The 16,208-nt window shown below is 43.5% G+C and carries 29 protein-coding genes; 27 read left to right on the top strand and 2 right to left on the bottom strand.

Annotated elements, in window-relative coordinates; translation table 11 throughout:
* The first annotated feature begins 9 nt into the window (after nucleotides 1-9).
* From rpsS to RT034_RS03315, 25 genes are all read left to right on the top strand, one after another.
* Nucleotides 10-285: a 30S ribosomal protein S19 gene (gene rpsS / locus RT034_RS03435; protein WP_007115549.1), complete on the top strand. Its 276-nt coding sequence runs from the start codon at nucleotides 10-12 to the stop codon at nucleotides 283-285.
* Between the two features lie 10 nt (nucleotides 286-295).
* Complete coding sequence (gene rplV / locus RT034_RS03430; protein WP_007115550.1) at nucleotides 296-625, top strand: 50S ribosomal protein L22; 330 nt, start codon at nucleotides 296-298, stop codon at nucleotides 623-625.
* A 1-nt stretch (nucleotide 626) separates the two neighbouring features.
* Nucleotides 627-1,379 carry a 30S ribosomal protein S3 gene (gene rpsC / locus RT034_RS03425; RefSeq protein ID WP_007115551.1) on the top strand — a complete coding sequence of 251 codons (753 nt, stop codon included), beginning with the start codon at nucleotides 627-629 and terminating at the stop codon, nucleotides 1,377-1,379.
* Between the two features lie 5 nt (nucleotides 1,380-1,384).
* On the top strand, nucleotides 1,385-1,798 hold the full coding sequence (rplP, locus tag RT034_RS03420) for a 50S ribosomal protein L16 (RefSeq protein WP_007115552.1): 414 nt from the start codon (nucleotides 1,385-1,387) through the stop codon (nucleotides 1,796-1,798).
* Complete coding sequence (rpmC, locus tag RT034_RS03415) at nucleotides 1,798-2,004, top strand: 50S ribosomal protein L29 (RefSeq protein ID WP_007115553.1); 207 nt, start codon at nucleotides 1,798-1,800, stop codon at nucleotides 2,002-2,004. The genes rplP and rpmC overlap by 1 nt, the downstream gene beginning before the upstream one ends.
* Nucleotides 2,005-2,006: 2 nt before the next feature.
* Entirely contained in the window at nucleotides 2,007-2,291 is a 285-nt protein-coding gene (gene rpsQ, locus RT034_RS03410) for a 30S ribosomal protein S17 (protein WP_007115554.1), read from the top strand.
* A gap of 116 nt (nucleotides 2,292-2,407) precedes the next feature.
* On the top strand, nucleotides 2,408-2,776 hold the full coding sequence (gene rplN, locus RT034_RS03405; protein WP_007115555.1) for a 50S ribosomal protein L14: 369 nt from the start codon (nucleotides 2,408-2,410) through the stop codon (nucleotides 2,774-2,776).
* A gap of 7 nt (nucleotides 2,777-2,783) precedes the next feature.
* Nucleotides 2,784-3,101 carry a 50S ribosomal protein L24 gene (gene rplX, locus RT034_RS03400; RefSeq protein ID WP_036593426.1) on the top strand — a complete coding sequence of 106 codons (318 nt, stop codon included), beginning with the start codon at nucleotides 2,784-2,786 and terminating at the stop codon, nucleotides 3,099-3,101.
* Nucleotides 3,102-3,120: 19 nt separating this feature from the next.
* The gene (rplE, locus tag RT034_RS03395; protein ID WP_007115557.1) at nucleotides 3,121-3,660 is read left to right on the top strand and encodes a 50S ribosomal protein L5; all 540 of its coding nucleotides are present in this window, start codon (nucleotides 3,121-3,123) and stop codon (nucleotides 3,658-3,660) included.
* Nucleotides 3,661-3,678: 18 nt separating this feature from the next.
* Entirely contained in the window at nucleotides 3,679-3,984 is a 306-nt protein-coding gene (gene rpsN, locus RT034_RS03390) for a 30S ribosomal protein S14 (RefSeq protein WP_313013697.1), read from the top strand.
* An 11-nt stretch (nucleotides 3,985-3,995) separates the two neighbouring features.
* Entirely contained in the window at nucleotides 3,996-4,394 is a 399-nt protein-coding gene (gene rpsH / locus RT034_RS03385) for a 30S ribosomal protein S8 (RefSeq protein WP_188874902.1), read from the top strand.
* Nucleotides 4,395-4,467: 73 nt separating this feature from the next.
* Nucleotides 4,468-5,001 (top strand): 50S ribosomal protein L6, encoded by a 534-nt coding sequence (gene rplF / locus RT034_RS03380; protein ID WP_036593421.1) that lies wholly within the window; start codon nucleotides 4,468-4,470, stop codon nucleotides 4,999-5,001.
* A gap of 11 nt (nucleotides 5,002-5,012) precedes the next feature.
* Nucleotides 5,013-5,363, top strand: coding sequence for a 50S ribosomal protein L18 (gene rplR / locus RT034_RS03375; RefSeq protein ID WP_007115561.1), 351 nt, complete (start codon nucleotides 5,013-5,015; stop codon nucleotides 5,361-5,363).
* Nucleotides 5,364-5,365: 2 nt separating this feature from the next.
* Nucleotides 5,366-5,863, top strand: coding sequence for a 30S ribosomal protein S5 (gene rpsE, locus RT034_RS03370; RefSeq protein WP_007115562.1), 498 nt, complete (start codon nucleotides 5,366-5,368; stop codon nucleotides 5,861-5,863).
* Nucleotides 5,864-5,879: 16 nt separating this feature from the next.
* On the top strand, nucleotides 5,880-6,059 hold the full coding sequence (gene rpmD, locus RT034_RS03365) for a 50S ribosomal protein L30 (protein WP_007115563.1): 180 nt from the start codon (nucleotides 5,880-5,882) through the stop codon (nucleotides 6,057-6,059).
* Entirely contained in the window at nucleotides 6,059-6,499 is a 441-nt protein-coding gene (gene rplO / locus RT034_RS03360; protein ID WP_313013689.1) for a 50S ribosomal protein L15, read from the top strand. Before rpmD ends, rplO begins: the two co-directional genes overlap by 1 nt.
* 6 nt (nucleotides 6,500-6,505) lie before the next feature.
* Nucleotides 6,506-7,843 (top strand): preprotein translocase subunit SecY, encoded by a 1,338-nt coding sequence (secY, locus tag RT034_RS03355; RefSeq protein ID WP_313013684.1) that lies wholly within the window; start codon nucleotides 6,506-6,508, stop codon nucleotides 7,841-7,843.
* Between the two features lie 19 nt (nucleotides 7,844-7,862).
* Nucleotides 7,863-7,979, top strand: coding sequence for a 50S ribosomal protein L36 (rpmJ, locus tag RT034_RS03350; protein WP_040403280.1), 117 nt, complete (start codon nucleotides 7,863-7,865; stop codon nucleotides 7,977-7,979).
* A 155-nt stretch (nucleotides 7,980-8,134) separates the two neighbouring features.
* The gene (gene rpsM / locus RT034_RS03345; protein WP_007115566.1) at nucleotides 8,135-8,491 is read left to right on the top strand and encodes a 30S ribosomal protein S13; all 357 of its coding nucleotides are present in this window, start codon (nucleotides 8,135-8,137) and stop codon (nucleotides 8,489-8,491) included.
* Nucleotides 8,492-8,511: 20 nt separating this feature from the next.
* Entirely contained in the window at nucleotides 8,512-8,901 is a 390-nt protein-coding gene (gene rpsK, locus RT034_RS03340; RefSeq protein ID WP_007115567.1) for a 30S ribosomal protein S11, read from the top strand.
* 10 nt (nucleotides 8,902-8,911) lie between these two features.
* On the top strand, nucleotides 8,912-9,553 hold the full coding sequence (gene rpsD, locus RT034_RS03335) for a 30S ribosomal protein S4 (RefSeq protein ID WP_007115568.1): 642 nt from the start codon (nucleotides 8,912-8,914) through the stop codon (nucleotides 9,551-9,553).
* A 29-nt stretch (nucleotides 9,554-9,582) separates the two neighbouring features.
* Entirely contained in the window at nucleotides 9,583-10,590 is a 1,008-nt protein-coding gene (locus tag RT034_RS03330; protein ID WP_313013676.1) for a DNA-directed RNA polymerase subunit alpha, read from the top strand.
* A 20-nt stretch (nucleotides 10,591-10,610) separates the two neighbouring features.
* Nucleotides 10,611-10,970 (top strand): 50S ribosomal protein L17, encoded by a 360-nt coding sequence (gene rplQ / locus RT034_RS03325; RefSeq protein ID WP_036593417.1) that lies wholly within the window; start codon nucleotides 10,611-10,613, stop codon nucleotides 10,968-10,970.
* Nucleotides 10,971-11,058: 88 nt separating this feature from the next.
* A complete protein-coding gene (locus tag RT034_RS03320; protein WP_313014134.1) occupies nucleotides 11,059-11,811 on the top strand; it encodes a TSUP family transporter in 753 nt (250 codons plus the stop codon).
* A gap of 53 nt (nucleotides 11,812-11,864) precedes the next feature.
* Complete coding sequence (locus tag RT034_RS03315) at nucleotides 11,865-12,434, top strand: DUF4126 domain-containing protein (RefSeq protein WP_313013671.1); 570 nt, start codon at nucleotides 11,865-11,867, stop codon at nucleotides 12,432-12,434.
* On the opposite strand, the gene radC is transcribed toward RT034_RS03315, so the two are convergent.
* Nucleotides 12,431-13,108: a RadC family protein gene (gene radC / locus RT034_RS03310; RefSeq protein WP_313013668.1), complete on the bottom strand. Its 678-nt coding sequence runs from the start codon at nucleotides 13,106-13,108 to the stop codon at nucleotides 12,431-12,433. The genes RT034_RS03315 and radC overlap by 4 nt on opposite strands.
* 87 nt (nucleotides 13,109-13,195) lie before the next feature.
* On the opposite strand from radC, the gene coaBC reads away from it, so the two are divergent.
* Together coaBC and RT034_RS03300 are read left to right on the top strand one after the other, a co-directional pair.
* A complete protein-coding gene (gene coaBC / locus RT034_RS03305) occupies nucleotides 13,196-14,533 on the top strand; it encodes a bifunctional phosphopantothenoylcysteine decarboxylase/phosphopantothenate--cysteine ligase CoaBC (RefSeq protein WP_313013663.1) in 1,338 nt (445 codons plus the stop codon).
* Nucleotides 14,534-14,578: 45 nt separating this feature from the next.
* The gene (locus RT034_RS03300; protein WP_313013661.1) at nucleotides 14,579-15,328 is read left to right on the top strand and encodes a TSUP family transporter; all 750 of its coding nucleotides are present in this window, start codon (nucleotides 14,579-14,581) and stop codon (nucleotides 15,326-15,328) included.
* On the opposite strand, the gene rsmI is transcribed toward RT034_RS03300, so the two are convergent.
* Entirely contained in the window at nucleotides 15,325-16,170 is an 846-nt protein-coding gene (gene rsmI, locus RT034_RS03295) for a 16S rRNA (cytidine(1402)-2'-O)-methyltransferase (protein WP_313013658.1), read from the bottom strand. The two genes, RT034_RS03300 and rsmI, sit on opposite strands and share 4 nt — an antisense overlap.
* Between the last annotated feature and the right edge of the window lie 38 nt (nucleotides 16,171-16,208).

The raw sequence follows: 16,208 nt of genomic DNA, 5'->3' as shown, positions 1-16,208 counted from the left end.
AATAATTTCATGCCTCGTTCATTGAAAAAAGGTCCATTCATCGATGCGCACTTGTTTGCCAAAGTTGAGAATGCGTTAGAAACGAACTCACGCAAACCAATCAAAACTTGGTCACGTCGCTCAATGATTTTGCCACAAATGGTCGGCTTAACTATTTCTGTTCATAACGGTCGTACACATGTACCTGTTATCGTAAACGAGCAAATGGTTGGTCATAAACTTGGTGAATTCGCCCCAACCCGTACATATCGTGGTCATGGCGTTGACAAGAAATCTAAGAAATAAGGTGCTCATCATGGAAGTAACTGCAAAATTACGCGGTGCCGCCATTTCGGCACAAAAAGTACGCTTAGTTGCTGACGAAGTTCGCGGCAAATCAATCGAGCGTGCATTAGATATCTTAACCTTTAGTAACAAAAAAGCCGCTAAATTGGTTAAAAAATGCTTAGAATCTGCGATTGCTAACGCTGAGCATAACAATGGTTTAGACATCGATACATTGCGTGTTTCTACCATTTATGTGGATGAAGGCATTACGTTAAAACGTGTTTTACCACGTGCCAAAGGTCGTGCTGACCGTATTAGCAAACGTACTTGCCACATCACAGTTAAGGTAGGAGCATAATATGGGACAGAAAGTTCATCCAATCGGCATCCGTCTTGGCGTAATCCGTAAATCAAACGCTAACTGGTATGCAGATCCAAAAAAATACTCTGAATACTTAATCAACGATTTACAAGTTCGTAAATATTTAGAGAAAAAGCTTAAAGCAGCGATGATCAGCGGTATTAGCATCGAACGTCCTACGGGCGCAGCTAAAATCACTATCGCCACGGCACGTCCTGGTATCATCATTGGTAAAAAAGGCGAAGATATTGAAAGCCTACAAAAAGAACTTACCAAATTAATGGGTGTGCCAGCACAAGTTAGCATTGAAGAAATCACCCAACCAGACTTAGACGCACGTCTAGTGGCTGACGGTATTGCTTCACAACTTGAACGTCGTGTCATGTTCCGCCGTGCTATGAAACGTGCTGTTCAAAACAGTATGAAAGCTGGCGCACAAGGTATCAAAGTTGAGCTATCAGGTCGTCTTGGCGGCGCTGAGATTGCTCGCTCAGAGTGGTATCGTGAAGGTCGTGTACCTTTGCATACATTACGTGCAGACATTGACTACTCAAATGTACGCGCAGAAACCACTTACGGTACTATCGGTGTAAAAGTTTGGATTTTCCGTGGTGAAGTGCTTGACGGCATGAACCGTGTATATAATCCAGTCAAAGAAGAAAAGCAAGCACGTGCACCTCAAAAACGCCGTGCTCGTAATGATCGTAGCGACCGCCCACGTAGTGAGCGCCCAGCTAAAGACAGAGGTTAATCGATATGTTACAACCAAAACGTACCAAGTTTCGTAAAGTACAAAAAGGACGTAATACGGGGTTAGCTCACCGTGGTAGTAGCGTATCTTTTGGTACAATCGGACTTAAATCAGTAGAACGTGGTCGCATGACTGCACGTCAAATCGAAGCTGCTCGTCGTACGATTTCACGTCGTATCAAGCGCGGTGGTAAAATTTGGATTCGTGTATTCCCAGACAAACCAATTACCGAAAAACCACTAGAAGTTCGTATGGGTAAAGGTAAAGGTCCAGTAGAATACTGGGTATGCGAAATCAAACCAGGCAAAATGCTTTATGAAATCGAAGGGGTTTCTGACGAGCTAGCAACTGAAGCGTTCACGCTTGCAGCTGCCAAGTTGCCTTTCAAAACCACCATTGTTAAACGGACGATAATGTAATGAAGATCAGTGAACTTAAAGACAAATCAGTCGAAGAGCTGACCCAATTACTAGACGAAAAACAATTAGAAACATTTCGTCTTCGTATGGCAAAAGCCACTGGTCAGTTAGGCAACACCCATGAGATTAAAGCAAATCGTCGTACGATTGCTCAAATCAAGACTCTTATCTCTGAAAAACAGAACACCGAAAACCAAGGGGCTTAATCATGAGTGAGCAAAATACAAACCAAGCTAACGCTACCGAACAAAGTACCGTCACTGGTAAAGTTGTCAGTGACAAAATGGATAAAACCATTACTGTACTTGTTGAGCGTCGTATTCGTCATGCCAAATATGGCAAAATGATTCGCCGTTCTACCAAACTACATGCTCATGACGAAAACAATGAGTGTGGCGTTGGTGATACTGTTCGTATCAAATCAACACGTCCACTATCAAAAACCAAATCTTGGGTGTTAGTAGACGTTGTAGAAAAAGCAGTTAATATTTAATTTAACTTAAATAGATAGTTATAATTGCAAAGCAAGTCAGTAACTGCTACAATACGCCACCTTAAAAATGGCTTATTGTGGCAAAGACTTGTTTTGCCAATTTATGGAGTAACGCGATGATTCAGACTGAAACAATGCTGGAAGTTGCAGACAACAGTGGTGCAAAACGAGTTATGTGCATTAAAGTGCTAGGTGGCTCACATCGTCGTTATGCATCAGTAGGCGACATCATTAAAGTGACTGTGAAAGAAGCAATTCCACGCGGTCGTGTCAAGAAAGGTGATGTAATGAACGCGGTAGTCGTACGCACGAAGTTTGGCGTACGTCGTCCTGACGGTTCAGTACTACGTTTTGATGATAATGCAGCTGTGTTGTTGAACAACAATAAAGCACCAATTGCAACACGTATTTTTGGACCAGTAACCCGCGAACTACGTGGCGAACAATTTATGAAAATTGTTTCATTAGCCCCAGAAGTATTGTGAGGAAAACATGGCAAAATTACGTAAAGGCGACCAAGTGATTGTAATTGCTGGCAAAGATAAAGGCAAGCAAGGTACAGTACTAGCAGTAAAAGAAGACCGTGTAAAAGTTGAAGGCATCAACATCGTTAAAAAACACCAAAAGCCAAACCAACAGACTGGCGTTGAAGGTGGTATTATCGAGAAAGAAGCATTTTTACACATTTCAAATGTTGCAATTTATAATGCAGCAACCCAAAAGGCAGATCGTATTTCTTACCAATTGAATGACGAAGGCAAAAAACAACGCGTTTATCGTTCATCTGGTGAAGTTGTGGCGACTGCATAACCATCTAAGGGTATCAGTAATGGCAAGACTTAAAACACAATATAACGAACAGCTTAAGCAAAAAATTCAGCAAGAGCTTGGTTTAGCTAACGTTATGGAAATCCCTAAAATCACCAAAATCACTCTAAATATGGGTGTGGGTGATGCAGCTCAAGACAAAAAAGTTCTTGAAGGCGCATTAGCGGATATGACGGCAATTGCCGGTCAAAAACCTGTAGTAACCAAAGCTCGCAAATCAGTTGCAGGCTTTAAAATCCGTGAAGAATGGCCAATCGGCTGTAAAGTAACGTTACGTGGCGAACAGATGTACGAATTTTTAGATCGTTTAATCTCCATCGCTATTCCACGTATCCGTGACTTCCGCGGTTTTACAGATAAAGCATTTGATGGCCGTGGTAACTATTCACTAGGTATCAAAGAGCAAATCGTTTTCCCTGAAGTTGACTTTGACAAAATCGACCGTATTCGTGGTTTAGATATTACCATTACGACTACCGCAAAAACTGATGATCAAGGTCGTGCATTGCTTAAAGCATTCGGCTTCCCATTCAAGGGCTAACAGCAAGGATAAGGCAATATGGCAAAGAAAAGTATGATTAATCGCGAATTTAAACGCGAAGCGACTGTTGCTAAATATGCTGAGAAGCGTGCAAAGCTTAAGGCAATTATCAGCGACATCAGCGCAACTGATGAAGAGCGTATGGACGCAATGCTTGCATTACAAGCATTGCCACGTGATGCTTCACCAGTACGTTTACGTAATCGTTGTGCATTGACAGGTCGTCCACACGGTTATTTCCGTAAATTTGGTCTTTCACGTAACATGATTCGTGAAAAAGTAATGCAAGGTGATGTACCTGGCGTTCATAAAGCAAGCTGGTAAGGGGAAACAATATGAGTATGCAAGATACCGTTGCTGATATGTTGACTCGTATCCGTAATGCACAAATGGCTCAAAAAGCGTCTGTGACTATGCCAAGCTCAAAACTACGTAAATCAATTGCTGATTTGCTAGTAAAAGAAGGTTATGTTGCGACCGCAGAAACTCAAGAAGTTGGTACAGGTAAAACTGAATTAACCATCGAGTTAAAATATTTTGAAGGTAAACCAGTTATTGAGACTATTAAACGTTATAGTCGTCCAGGTTTACGTCAATACCGTGGTAAAGATGCACTACCAAGCGTCCAAAAAGGTCTAGGTGTAGCAATCATCTCTACCAGTAAAGGCATCATGAGCGACCGTGAAGCTCGTGCAGCTGGATTAGGCGGCGAAGTTATTGCGTTCGTAGCTTAATTAACATTAAGAGGGACAGGCATAGTTTGTTGTGCCTGTTCGTTTTTTTATCACTTTTATAGGAATTACCCGTATGTCTCGTGTGGCTAAAGCCCCTGTAGCACTACCAAATGGTACAAGTGTTACTTTGAACGGTCAGCAGGTTGAAGTTAAAGGTAGCAAAGGTACGCTAACTTTACGCCTGCATGATTTGGTCGAGCTAAAACAGGAAGATAATCAACTTATTCTTTCACCAAAATCTGACACCAAAGACGGTTGGATGCACACTGGTACAGTTCGTGCATTATTAAGCAACATGGTTAAAGGTGTTACTGAAGGCTTTGAACGTCGTCTACAATTGATTGGTGTTGGTTATAAAGCCGCTGTTGCTGGCAATAAAGTTAACCTAAATTTAGGTTACTCACACCCAATCGAATATGTACTACCTGAAGGTGTTACTGCTGAAACTCCAACTGCGACTGAAATCGTGTTAAAATCTAGCGACAAACAAAAGCTAGGTCAAGCAGCAGCAAACATTCGTGGCTATCGCCCACCTGAGCCTTACAAAGGCAAAGGCGTTCGTTATAGCGATGAGTATGTCGCTCGTAAAGAAGCTAAGAAAAAATAAGGTGAAATGACATGTTTGATAAAAAAGCTGCTCGCCTTCGCAGAGCGAAAAAAACCCGTGCACATATCCGTGGTTTAGGCGTAAATCGTCTATCTGTTAATCGTACTAACACCCACATCTATGCACAAGTTATCTCACCAACGGGTGGTGAAGTATTAGCCCAAGCTTCAACGTTAGATACTACTTTACGTGCTGGTCAAACTAGCAACATCGAAGCTGCAACTGCCGTTGGTAAATTAATTGCAGAACGCGCTAAAGCTGCTGGCATTACTAAAGTTGCGTTTGATCGTAGCGGTTTTAAATATCATGGTCGTGTTAAAGCATTAGCTGAAGCCGCTCGTGAAAATGGATTGGAGTTCTAATCATGGCAAAAGTTGAACAAACAGACGGTTTAGTAGAGCGCTTAGTCACAGTTGGCCGTGTATCTAAAGTTGTAAAAGGTGGTCGTATCTTTTCTTTCACCGCACTCACAGTGGTAGGTGATGGCAATGGTCGTGTTGGTTTTGGTCGTGGTAAAGCGCGTGAAGTGCCTGCAGCGATTCAAAAAGCACTAGAAGCTGCCAAACGTAATATGATTACCGTTGATTTAGCGGGCACAACCCTTCAACATCCTATTACTGCTAGCCACGGTGCAAGCCGCGTGTATATGCAACCAGCCTCTGAAGGTACCGGTGTTATCGCGGGTGGTGCAATGCGTGCAGTATTAGAGGTTGCAGGCGTAGAAAACGTATTAGCAAAATGCTATGGTTCAACCAATGCCGCTAACGTTGTACGTGCAACTTTCAACGGGTTAAAAGAAATGTCTTCTCCTGAAAAAGTTGCGGCAAAACGCGGCAAATCAGTTGAAGAAATCTTGGGCTAAGCTAAGGTGAGCTAACATGAAAAAAATGAAAGTTACTCAAGTAAAATCGAGTGCCCATCGCCTAGCAAGCCATAAAGCTTGTTTGAAAGGTTTAGGGTTACGTCGTATTGGACATACTGTCGAAGTTGAAGATACCCCTTCGACCCGTGGTATGGTAAACCGCGTTAACTACTTAGTTAAAGTGGAGGAAGTATAATGGGTCTACGTTTAAATGAATTGAGCCCAGCTGAAGGTTCAAGAAAAAATAAACTTCGCCGTGGTCGTGGTATCGGTTCTGGTATCGGTAAAACCGGTGGTCGTGGTGTCAAAGGTCAAACCTCACGTACAGGTTCTGGTATTCGCTCAGGTTTTGAAGGTGGTCAAATGCCTTTATACCGTCGTTTGCCAAAATTTGGTTTCACCAGTAAACTTGCAATGGTAACGGCAGAAGTGCGTTTATCAGAATTAAACCAAGTTGATGGTGACGTGGTAAGCGTTGAGTCTTTAAAAGCAGCGAATATCATTCGCCACGATATGCAACGTGTTCGTATCATCCTTTCAGGTGACGTAACCAAAGCATATACTTTTAAAGGTGTTAAAGTGACTAAAGGTGCTAAAGCGGCTATTGAAGCAGCTGGTGGTACTATTGAGGAGTAATCCTACATGACTAAGCATTCAACATCGATGAATCCTCTAGCATTTATTCGTAAGTACGATGAATTATTTAATCGTTTACTATTTTTGTTGGGTGCTTTAGTCGTCTATCGTTTCGGTTCACACGTACCTATTCCTGGTATGGATCCAGAAAGCTTATCGAAATTTTTTCAAACTAATGAAAATACTATTTTAGGTTTGTTTAATATGTTTTCTGGTGGGGCATTAGAACGGATGTCAGTCATGGCACTCGGGATTATGCCTTATATTTCTGCTTCAATCATTGTCCAGATGATGACAGCGGTTATACCATCACTAGATGCATTAAAAAAAGAAGGCCAAGCCGGTCAACGCCAAATCAACAAGTATACACGCCAATTAACCCTTGCCTTAGCCTTGGTTCAATCAATTGGTATGTGTACAGGTCTGATTAGTCAGAATCTTACATTGACCAGTGGTCTTGGTTTCTATATTCCTGCGGTAACCTCGTTGGTTGCAGGGTCGATGTTTTTGATGTGGTTAGGTGAACAGATTACTGAACGTGGTATTGGTAACGGTATTTCAATGCTAATTTTAGCAGGTATCGTAGCGACTTTTCCACAAGTGGTCACGCAGTCAATTAACTCTGTTCAGCAAGGTCAAATGAACATGATTGCCTTGTTGATATTTAGTTTATTGGCATTAGCGGTGGTGGCAGGGATTGTGTTTATTGAGCGTGCCCAGCGCCGTATCCCAGTCAACTATGCCCAAAAGCAATCGCAAGAACGAAAAATCTATGCACAGCAGCAATCGCATTTGCCATTAAAAATTAATATGGCAGGGGTTATTCCAGCGATTTTTGCCAGTTCATTGTTGTTATTCCCAGCGAGTTTGGGACAATGGGTGGGTCAATCCCCCAATCCCAATATTTTTCAAAGTTTCTTGCAGAATATGGCATTAGTGTTATCACCGGGTCAGCCGCTGTATTTGGTAATTTTTGCAGCCTTGATTATTTTCTTTTGTTATTTTTATACCGCGTTGGTGTTTAGTCCAAAAGAAGTATCAGAGAATTTGAAACGAAGTGGGGCGTATATTCCAGGTATTCGTCCAGGTTTACAAACTCAACGTTATTTAGATCATGTATTAAATCGTTTAACCTTTATTGGTGCGATTTATATGACAATTATTTGTTTGATGCCGATGATATTGCAATCTGCGTTTGGTATTCCATTTCATTTAGGCGGTACCTCAGTACTGATTAGTGTGGTCGTGATTATGGACTTTATTGCCCAAGTTAAAGCGCACTTAATGACGCACCAATACCATGATTATTCGCTGATTCAAACCATAGAAGTCAAGCATTCATAACTACTACTAGGAGCTGAAAATGAAAGTTCAAGCATCTGTAAAAAGAATCTGCGGTAGCTGCAAAATTGTACGCCGCAAAGGCGTTGTTCGCGTTATTTGTAGTGCAGAACCGCGTCATAAACAACGTCAAGGTTAATCTAAATTGTTAGATTAGACTTGAAATCAGGTAGCGGATACTGTATTATCCGCTACTTGTCGTTATTTTGACACATTTGTAGATAACCAAGTGTTTCAAAATGCTACATCAGTAGATGATTAACTCATCTTTTCCTTATAATTGGAGAAATGTCAATGGCTCGTATTGCCGGTGTAAACATTCCGGACAACAAGCACGCTATCATTTCACTCACTTATATTTTTGGTATTGGCCGTACCACTGCTGCTAAAATTTTAGAAGCGGTAAACATTGCGCCAACTACTAAAATCAGTGAACTAAATGATACTCAGCTTGATGCTGTCCGTACCCAAGTTGCAGAATATGCGACTGAAGGTGACTTGCGTCGTGAAATCTCGATGAATATTAAACGTTTAGTAGACTTAGGTTGCTATCGTGGCTTGCGTCATCGTCGCGGTTTACCAGTAAATGGTCAACGCACAAAAACAAATGCGCGTACTCGTAAGGGTCCACGTAAAGCAATCAGAAAATAATTAACTTAGGAAGCTAAAAGATGGCAAAAGACACTCGTAGTCGCAAAAAAGTGACTCGCCGCTCGGTAGCTGAGGGCGTAGCGCACATCCATGCGTCTTTTAATAACACCATTGTAACGATTACCGATCGTCAAGGTAATGCTTTGGCTTGGGCCACCGCTGGTGGACAAGGCTTCCGTGGTTCACGTAAATCTACACCATTTGCTGCACAGGTTGCGGCTGAAGTTGCTGGTAAAGCAGCACAAGAATATGGTGTCAAGAATGTTGATGTCTTGGTTAAAGGTCCAGGACCTGGTCGTGAGTCTGCGGTAAGAGCCTTAGGTGCATTGGGTTATAAAATAAACAGCATTAGCGATATAACCCCGATTCCTCATAACGGAACTCGTCCACCGAAAAAACGTCGCGTATAAGGAGACTTTCATGGCCCGTTATCTAGGTCCAAAATTAAAACTTTCTCGTCGTGAAGGTACTGATTTACAATTAAAATCAGGCGTAAAAGCGTACGAAGAAAAAACCAAAAAAGCTGACCGTGCCCCTGGTCAACATGGTAATCCACGTAGCAAAACGTCAGAGTATTCTGCACAGCTTCGTGAAAAACAAAAAGTAAAACGCATTTATGGTGTGTTAGAGCGTCAATTCTCAAACTACTATAAAGAAGCTGCGCGTATGAAAGGCGCAACTGGCGAAAACTTGCTTCAAATGTTAGAACGTCGCCTCGATAACGTTGTTTATCGTATGGGTTTTGGTGCAACTCGCGCAGAAGCTCGCCAATTAGTTAGCCACCGTGCTATTCTAGTAAAAAAAGCGGGTCGTGATGAGTTTGTTCGTGTGAACATTCCTTCAATCCAATTGCAAGATGGTGATGTGATTGCCGTACACGAAAAAGCCAAAGAACAATTACGTATCAAAAACGCAATTGAATTGGCGGGTCAACGTGGTACACCCGTATGGTTGGAAGTGGATCACAGCAAATTGCAAGGTACTTTTAAACAAGCGCCAGAGCGTGCTGATTTACCAACCGAAATCAACGAAAGCTTAATCGTTGAGTTGTACTCTAAATAATTAATTTTACTATAAAGTCGAGGTGACAAATGATGCTAAATGCTACTGAGTTTCTTACACCGAATGCCATTCATGTGGACACGGTCAATGAAACACACGCCAAAGTCACGCTCGAACCGTTAGAACGAGGTTTTGGGCATACATTAGGTAATGCCCTACGTCGTATTCTATTATCTTCATTGCCTGGTGCAGCTGTAATCGAAGCTGAAATCGAAGGCGTTGATCATGAGTATTCAACCCTTGAAGGGTTGCAAGAAGATGTGCTAGATCTATTGTTAAATTTAAAAGGTTTAGCGATCCAATTGCATGATCAAAATGAAGTATTCTTGACCCTTGACAAACAAGGTCCTGGCACTGTACTAGCCTCAGATATTGAGTTACCTCACAATGTAGAGATTATCAATCCTGATTTAGTTTTAGGTACATTAAGTGATCGTGGTCATTTAAAAATGCGTTTGCGTATAGCAGTAGGTCGTGGTTATGAGCCTGCCAATGTACGTAAAGATTCTGGTGATAATAAAGTTATTGGTCGTTTAAAATTGGACGCTAGCTATAGCCCAATTTTACGCGTGGCATATCAAGTTGAAAATGCCCGTGTTGAACAACGTACTGACTTAGACCGTTTGGTTATCGAACTTGAAACCAATGGTACCATCGATCCAGAAGAAGCGATTCGCAAAGCAGCAACGATTTTGCAGCAGCAAATTGCCGTATTTGTTGACCTTGAAGCGGAAGCTACACCAGAGCCTGTTAAGGAAAAAGAAGAAGTTGACCCTGTGCTACTTCGCCCAGTGGATGACTTAGAATTAACGGTTCGCTCAGCAAATTGCTTGAAGGCGGAAAATATCTATTACATTGGCGATTTGGTACAACGCACCGAAACTGAGTTGTTAAAAACCCCAAATCTCGGTAAGAAATCATTAACTGAAATCAAAGACGTCCTTGCTTCTAAAGACTTAGAACTCGGTATGCGCCTTGAAAATTGGCCACCTGCTGATTTACGTGTTGATGACCGCTTCTCTTACCGTAGCCGTTAAAATTTAAAGGAAGTTTGACCATGCGACATCGTAACAGTGGAGTTAAGTTGGGTCGTACCAGCAGCCATCGTAAGGCCATGTTCCAAAATATGACGAACTCACTATTTGAACATGAACTCATCAAAACTACTCTTCCTAAAGCTAAAGAGCTTCGCCGTGTGGCAGAGCCGCTAATTACTTTGGCAAAAGAAGATTCAGTTGCTAACCGTCGTCTAGCGTTTAACCGCTTACGTAATAAAGCGACTGTAGGTAAATTATTCACGACACTAGGCCCACGCTACAAAGCGCGTCCAGGTGGTTATTTACGTATCATCAAATGTGGTTATCGCGATGGCGATGCTGCGCCGATGGCATACGTTGAGTTAGTAGACCGTGACTAATCATACTGATTAAAAAAACCCCATAGGTTCGCGCTTATGGGGTTTTTTGTTTATAGTGATAAATCCTCAATTTACCTTTGGAAATATGATGCAGCTGAGTTTTGATGTGCTAGTGATGTTAACGTTGGTCGCGGGGATTGCAGGATTTTTAGATGCCATGGCAGGGGGTGGTGGCTTATTGACCATTCCTGCCCTGTTAATGGCAAATGTTCCTACGCTTTATACCTTGGGCACCAACAAGCTGCAAGCGACTGCAGGTTCGCTTTCTGCTTCTATTACCATGATACGCAAAGGCAAAATTCACCCTAAGCAAATTTGGCGTTCGATTATCGCCTGTTTTGTGGGAGCCGTGCTAGGCGCCATGGCTGTGCAGCTTTCTCCGCCAGTGCTATTAGCCAAAGGCATTCCTTTTTTAATCGCGCTTATTGGTATTTATTATCTGTTTGCACCCACTATCGGTGAGGTCAAATCTGCACCACGAATCAGCAAAAATACATGGCAATATGGGATGTCACCCTTGATTGGCTTTTATGATGGCTATTTGGGCCCTGGTACAGGGATGTTTTTTGCACTAGGCGGTATCACCATGCGGGGCTTGGATATGATTACCGCGACTGCCAATGCCAAATTACTCAACTTTACCAGCAATGCCGCATCGTTGATGTTTTTTATGTTGGGTGGAAAGGTGCTTTGGTCAGTGGGGCTTGCTATGATGCTGGGGCAATTTATCGGTGCTTCATTGGGCGCGCAGATGGTGGTCAAAGGCGGTACCAAGTTTATTCGACCGGTGATTGTGGTGATGTGCTTTGCGATGCTAATTAAATATGTGTTTTTTTCTTAATAATTTTTATTTATCATAGCGGTAAAATTATTCATACTTTGAGTATCGAGAATATGACAACTGAAATGATTTTAAGTATCTTTCTTGGGATTGGCTTGGCTGCAAGTAGCGGGTTTCGTGTGTTTGTACCGCTGTTTGCCCTCAGTTGTGCCGCGTATTTTCATATTATTTCGCTCAATGACAGCTGGCAGTGGGTAGGCTCTACGCCTGCGTTAATTATTTTAGGCGTAGCCAGTATTGCAGAGTCGATCAGTTATTTAATCCCGTTGGTTGATCATGTTTTGGATACGGTTGCTGTACCGCTCGCAGGGGTTGCAGGAACATTGGTCATGGCTTCGACATTGAGCGATATGAGTCCTGCCATGACCTGGGCGCTAGCGATCATTGCTGGCGGCGGCGCCGCGGCTACGATAAAAGGTACAGCTGCCACCACGCGCGTGGCTTCGACTGCGACGACGGGCGGTTTGGCAAATCCTGCCGTATCGGTCGCAGAGACCGGGACAGCGATAGGGCTATCGGCTTTGTCGATTTTTTCACCCATTTTTGCGATGATTGCGTTAATCATTGGTTTACTGATGATGATTTGGGTGGTAATAATGGTTAAAAACCGCGTCAAACGCTAAGGCATCTTGCCTGTTTCTTGTAAAGAAAGCGTGCCATCTTGACCTACGATAATATGGTCAATCAAAGTCATATCGACAAGCTGACACGCTTTTGCCAAACTTGCGGTAATCTCTAGATCTGCTTGTGACGCTGTGGCAGAGGTGCTTGGGTGATTGTGGGCGATAATAAGCTGACTTGCCCCGTATTTTAACGCACAGCGCAACACTTCGCGCACACACACCGAGCACGATGAAATACCACCTGTGAACAACACCTCATACTGGATTAAGGTGAGCTGATTGGTCAAAAACAGCACCGCAAACACCTCGCGATTGAGCGGTCGCAGCTGCGTAGTCAGATAGTCTTTGACCAATTGGCTAGCATTAAGAGTAGGGGCTTGTTTGACTTGGCTGGCAAGGTAGCGTTTGCCCATTTCAAGGCTTGCCAAAATCTGCGCGTATTTTGCCATGCCGATACCATGACATGCCATGACTGCTTCACTCGGCGCAGATAGTAACTGAGCCAGACTACCAAATTTTTCAATCAAGCCACGAGCCAGTTCGATAGCGGATTGGTCTTTGGTGCCTGTGCGTAAGAATATTGCCAAAATCTCACTATCTGATAGACTCTCAGCGCCCTTTTGCAGTAGCTTCTCTCGGGGGCGCTCGTCTTGGTGCCAGTCTTTGATTGCCATAGGCATTTCCTAATAAATGATGATTAATCATACCTAAAGTGGCGGAAAATTGTTACTATAGGCGAAATTTTTTAGTGCTTTTATCTTATGAAAAATATTCTTCTTGGTATCACAGGCGGTATTGCTGCCTATAAATCTGCCTCATTTGCCCGACTATTGATTAAAAATGGCTATGACGTCCGTGTTATTATGACGGCAAGCGCGCAAGCCTTTATCACACCGTTAACGCTGCAGGCCTTGACGGGCAACCAAGTGCATATCGACTTGTTGGATGAGAGCGCTGAGCTGGGAATGGGGCATATTGAACTGGCAAAATGGGCGGATTTACTGATTATTGCGCCTGCTACCGCGAATACGATTGCTAAATTGGCCATGGGAATAGCGGATGATTTACTCACTACCGTTTGCCTTGCTACCGCTGCCCCGATTTTGGTGGCACCTGCTATGAATCAGCAAATGTGGCAACATCCATCGGTCAAACTTAATTTGCAGACGTTAACCGATTATGATTATGAAATTATCCAACCAGCCAGCGGTGAACAAGCCTGTGGTGATATCGGTGAGGGAAGATTGCCAGAGCCAGAGCAGTTGCTTGAATACGTGCAATATTTCATCGCAGTGCAAATCACCCCGCAAGTATTGGCGGGTAAAAATGTGACAATCACCGCAGGTCCGACGATTGAAGCCATAGACCCTGTGCGCTATCTATCCAATCATTCCACGGGCAAAATGGGTTTTGCGCTGGCAAAAGCGTGCCGTAATGCAGGCGCGAGGGTAACTTTGATCGTTGGGGGTAAAGTACCGCTGCCAACGCCACTACTGGTCAATCGTATCGATGTGTTATCAGCTGAAGAAATGCTAATGACCGCTCGCCAATGCGCCAGTGACGATATATGTGAGTGCCATGACGATCACCACCATGACCACCCTCATCATGACCATCACCACCATCATGACCATGATGAATTCGGCAACGATATTGAAGTCGAACCTGTTAGCACAGCGACCGATATTTTTATTGCCACAGCTGCGGTCGCTGATTATCGCACGCGTGATGTCGTGCCGCAAAAGATTAAAAAAACGCAAGATCAGATGTCGCTGGATTTGGTGAAAAATCCAGATATTTTGGCGACCATTGCCAAAGAATTCCCTGAGGTTTTTGTGGTAGGATTTGCGGCAGAAACCCAAGATGTAGAAAAATACGCTCGTGGCAAGCTTGACGCCAAAAACTTAGATATGATTGCTTGTAATGATGTGTCCCGCACCGATATTGGTTTTGGCAGTGATGACAATGCCATGACGGTGTTTTTTAAGGGCAAAGATGCCGCAGTCAGCCTCGAAAAAGCCAGCAAGGATATCATTGCCAGTCAGCTGGTCAGCTTAATTGGTAAACAATTAGCGGGTAAATTCACCTTGGTAAGATAGTCGCTGATGGCGATTTTTTCCGTTCAGCAAGGCGTTATGCTTTCGATGCTCATGATCCCCGCGATATTTGCCATCGCCAGTATGTTTCATGGGCTGACAGGGATTGGCGTGACGCTGATTGCGACCACAGCATTGGCAAGTTTTTATCCGATGTCGCATGTGCTGCTGCTGACGGTCGTGCCATGTTTAGTGATTAGCTTGGTGGTGTTTTTGGAGGGTGGCAATATTGGCTACTACCTCAAAAAATATTGGCTATTGGTGTTTACTAGTTTTGTGGGCAGTCTGATCGGCACAAAGTTGGTGTTTCTCATCGCACCGCATTATTTGCTGATCGGCCTTGGGCTATTGATTGTCGGATATGTGCTGACCCAGTTTTTGGCAAGTCAAACGGGCAAAAATATTCGACTGCCCAATAATCAACCAAGTTTAATCTTCAGTGGGTTGGTGGCAGGCGTGCTCGGCGGTGCGACCAATGCCATGTCGCCGCTACTGGTGATGTACTTGCTATCGGCTACCGAAGACAGCCTAGACCCCAAAATCGAGCTGATTAAAGCCAGTAACCTGTGCTATGTGGTCGGCAAAATCGCTCAGCTTATCGTGTTGTGGCAAGGGTTTGTGAGTCTACCAACGACAGAATTGGGCGTGATTGGCGTGGCGACGCTGTTGTCGTTGCTGTGTTTGTATATCGGGTTTTATTTTCGTTATAAAATCTCACAAAAAATGTTCAAAAATATGACGTTGGTGATTTTATTAATGTTAGGTGTTAACGCCTTATTCAAAGCTTTTAATGGTTAATCACTATCGTCTTTTAACATCAACGCCCTTTCATACAAAGCATTTTTTTTCGTTCCTGTGATATCGCTGGCGAGCTGTGCGGCTTTTTTCACCGACAAATCTTGCAATAGTCGTTTTAGCAATTCATCGTGTTGATTATCATGATTCTGTAATTCACTTGCCCCAGCGACCACCAGTACCATTTCTCCTTTTTGCTGATTGGCATCGCTTGCAACAAACTGCTTTAGTTCACCGAGCGTTGATGGATAAATGGTTTCAAACGTTTTGGTTATCTCACGGCAAAACGTCACTTGTCGATTGTCGCCAAGCACCGTAATCATGTCATCGATACATTCAACAATACGATGGGGCGCTTCATAAAAAATCAGCGTGGCGGTTAAATCCTTGATTTTAGTCAATTCGCTTTGGCGTCCTGCGGTTTTGGCAGGCAAAAAGCCATAAAAATAAAACTTGTCTGAAGGTAATCCTGCGACCGATAGGGCGGCTATGGCAGCACTGGCGCCGACAACCGGCGAGACTTTGATACCGGCTTGGTGACAGGCGCGCACCAGTCGAAACCCAGGGTCGCTAATGAGTGGGGTACCGGCATCACTGATAAGCGCGATACTTTGCCCTGACTGTAATATCTCAATCAGTTTAGGGGTTTGTACTTCGGCATTGTGGTCGTGATAAGCCCAAGTTTTGGTGGGGATGTTAAAGTGGTTGAGCAGTTTGCCCGAGGTGCGAGTGTCCTCACAGGCAATGATAGCCACGGTTTTTAGGCAGTCGATGGCGTGGGCGGTGATATCGGATAAATTGCCAATCGGGGTGGCGACGATATAGAGTGTGCCGTTTTGCTGCATGATTTTCTCAAATTTTGCTAAATATTGGTGGTATTATA

Source organism: Moraxella sp. CTOTU48841 (genome assembly GCF_032061225.1).
Lineage (GTDB): Bacteria > Pseudomonadota > Gammaproteobacteria > Pseudomonadales > Moraxellaceae > Faucicola > Faucicola cinerea.
Note: the sequence above shows the minus strand (reverse complement) of the source record. Positions and strands in the feature narration are given on the sequence as shown.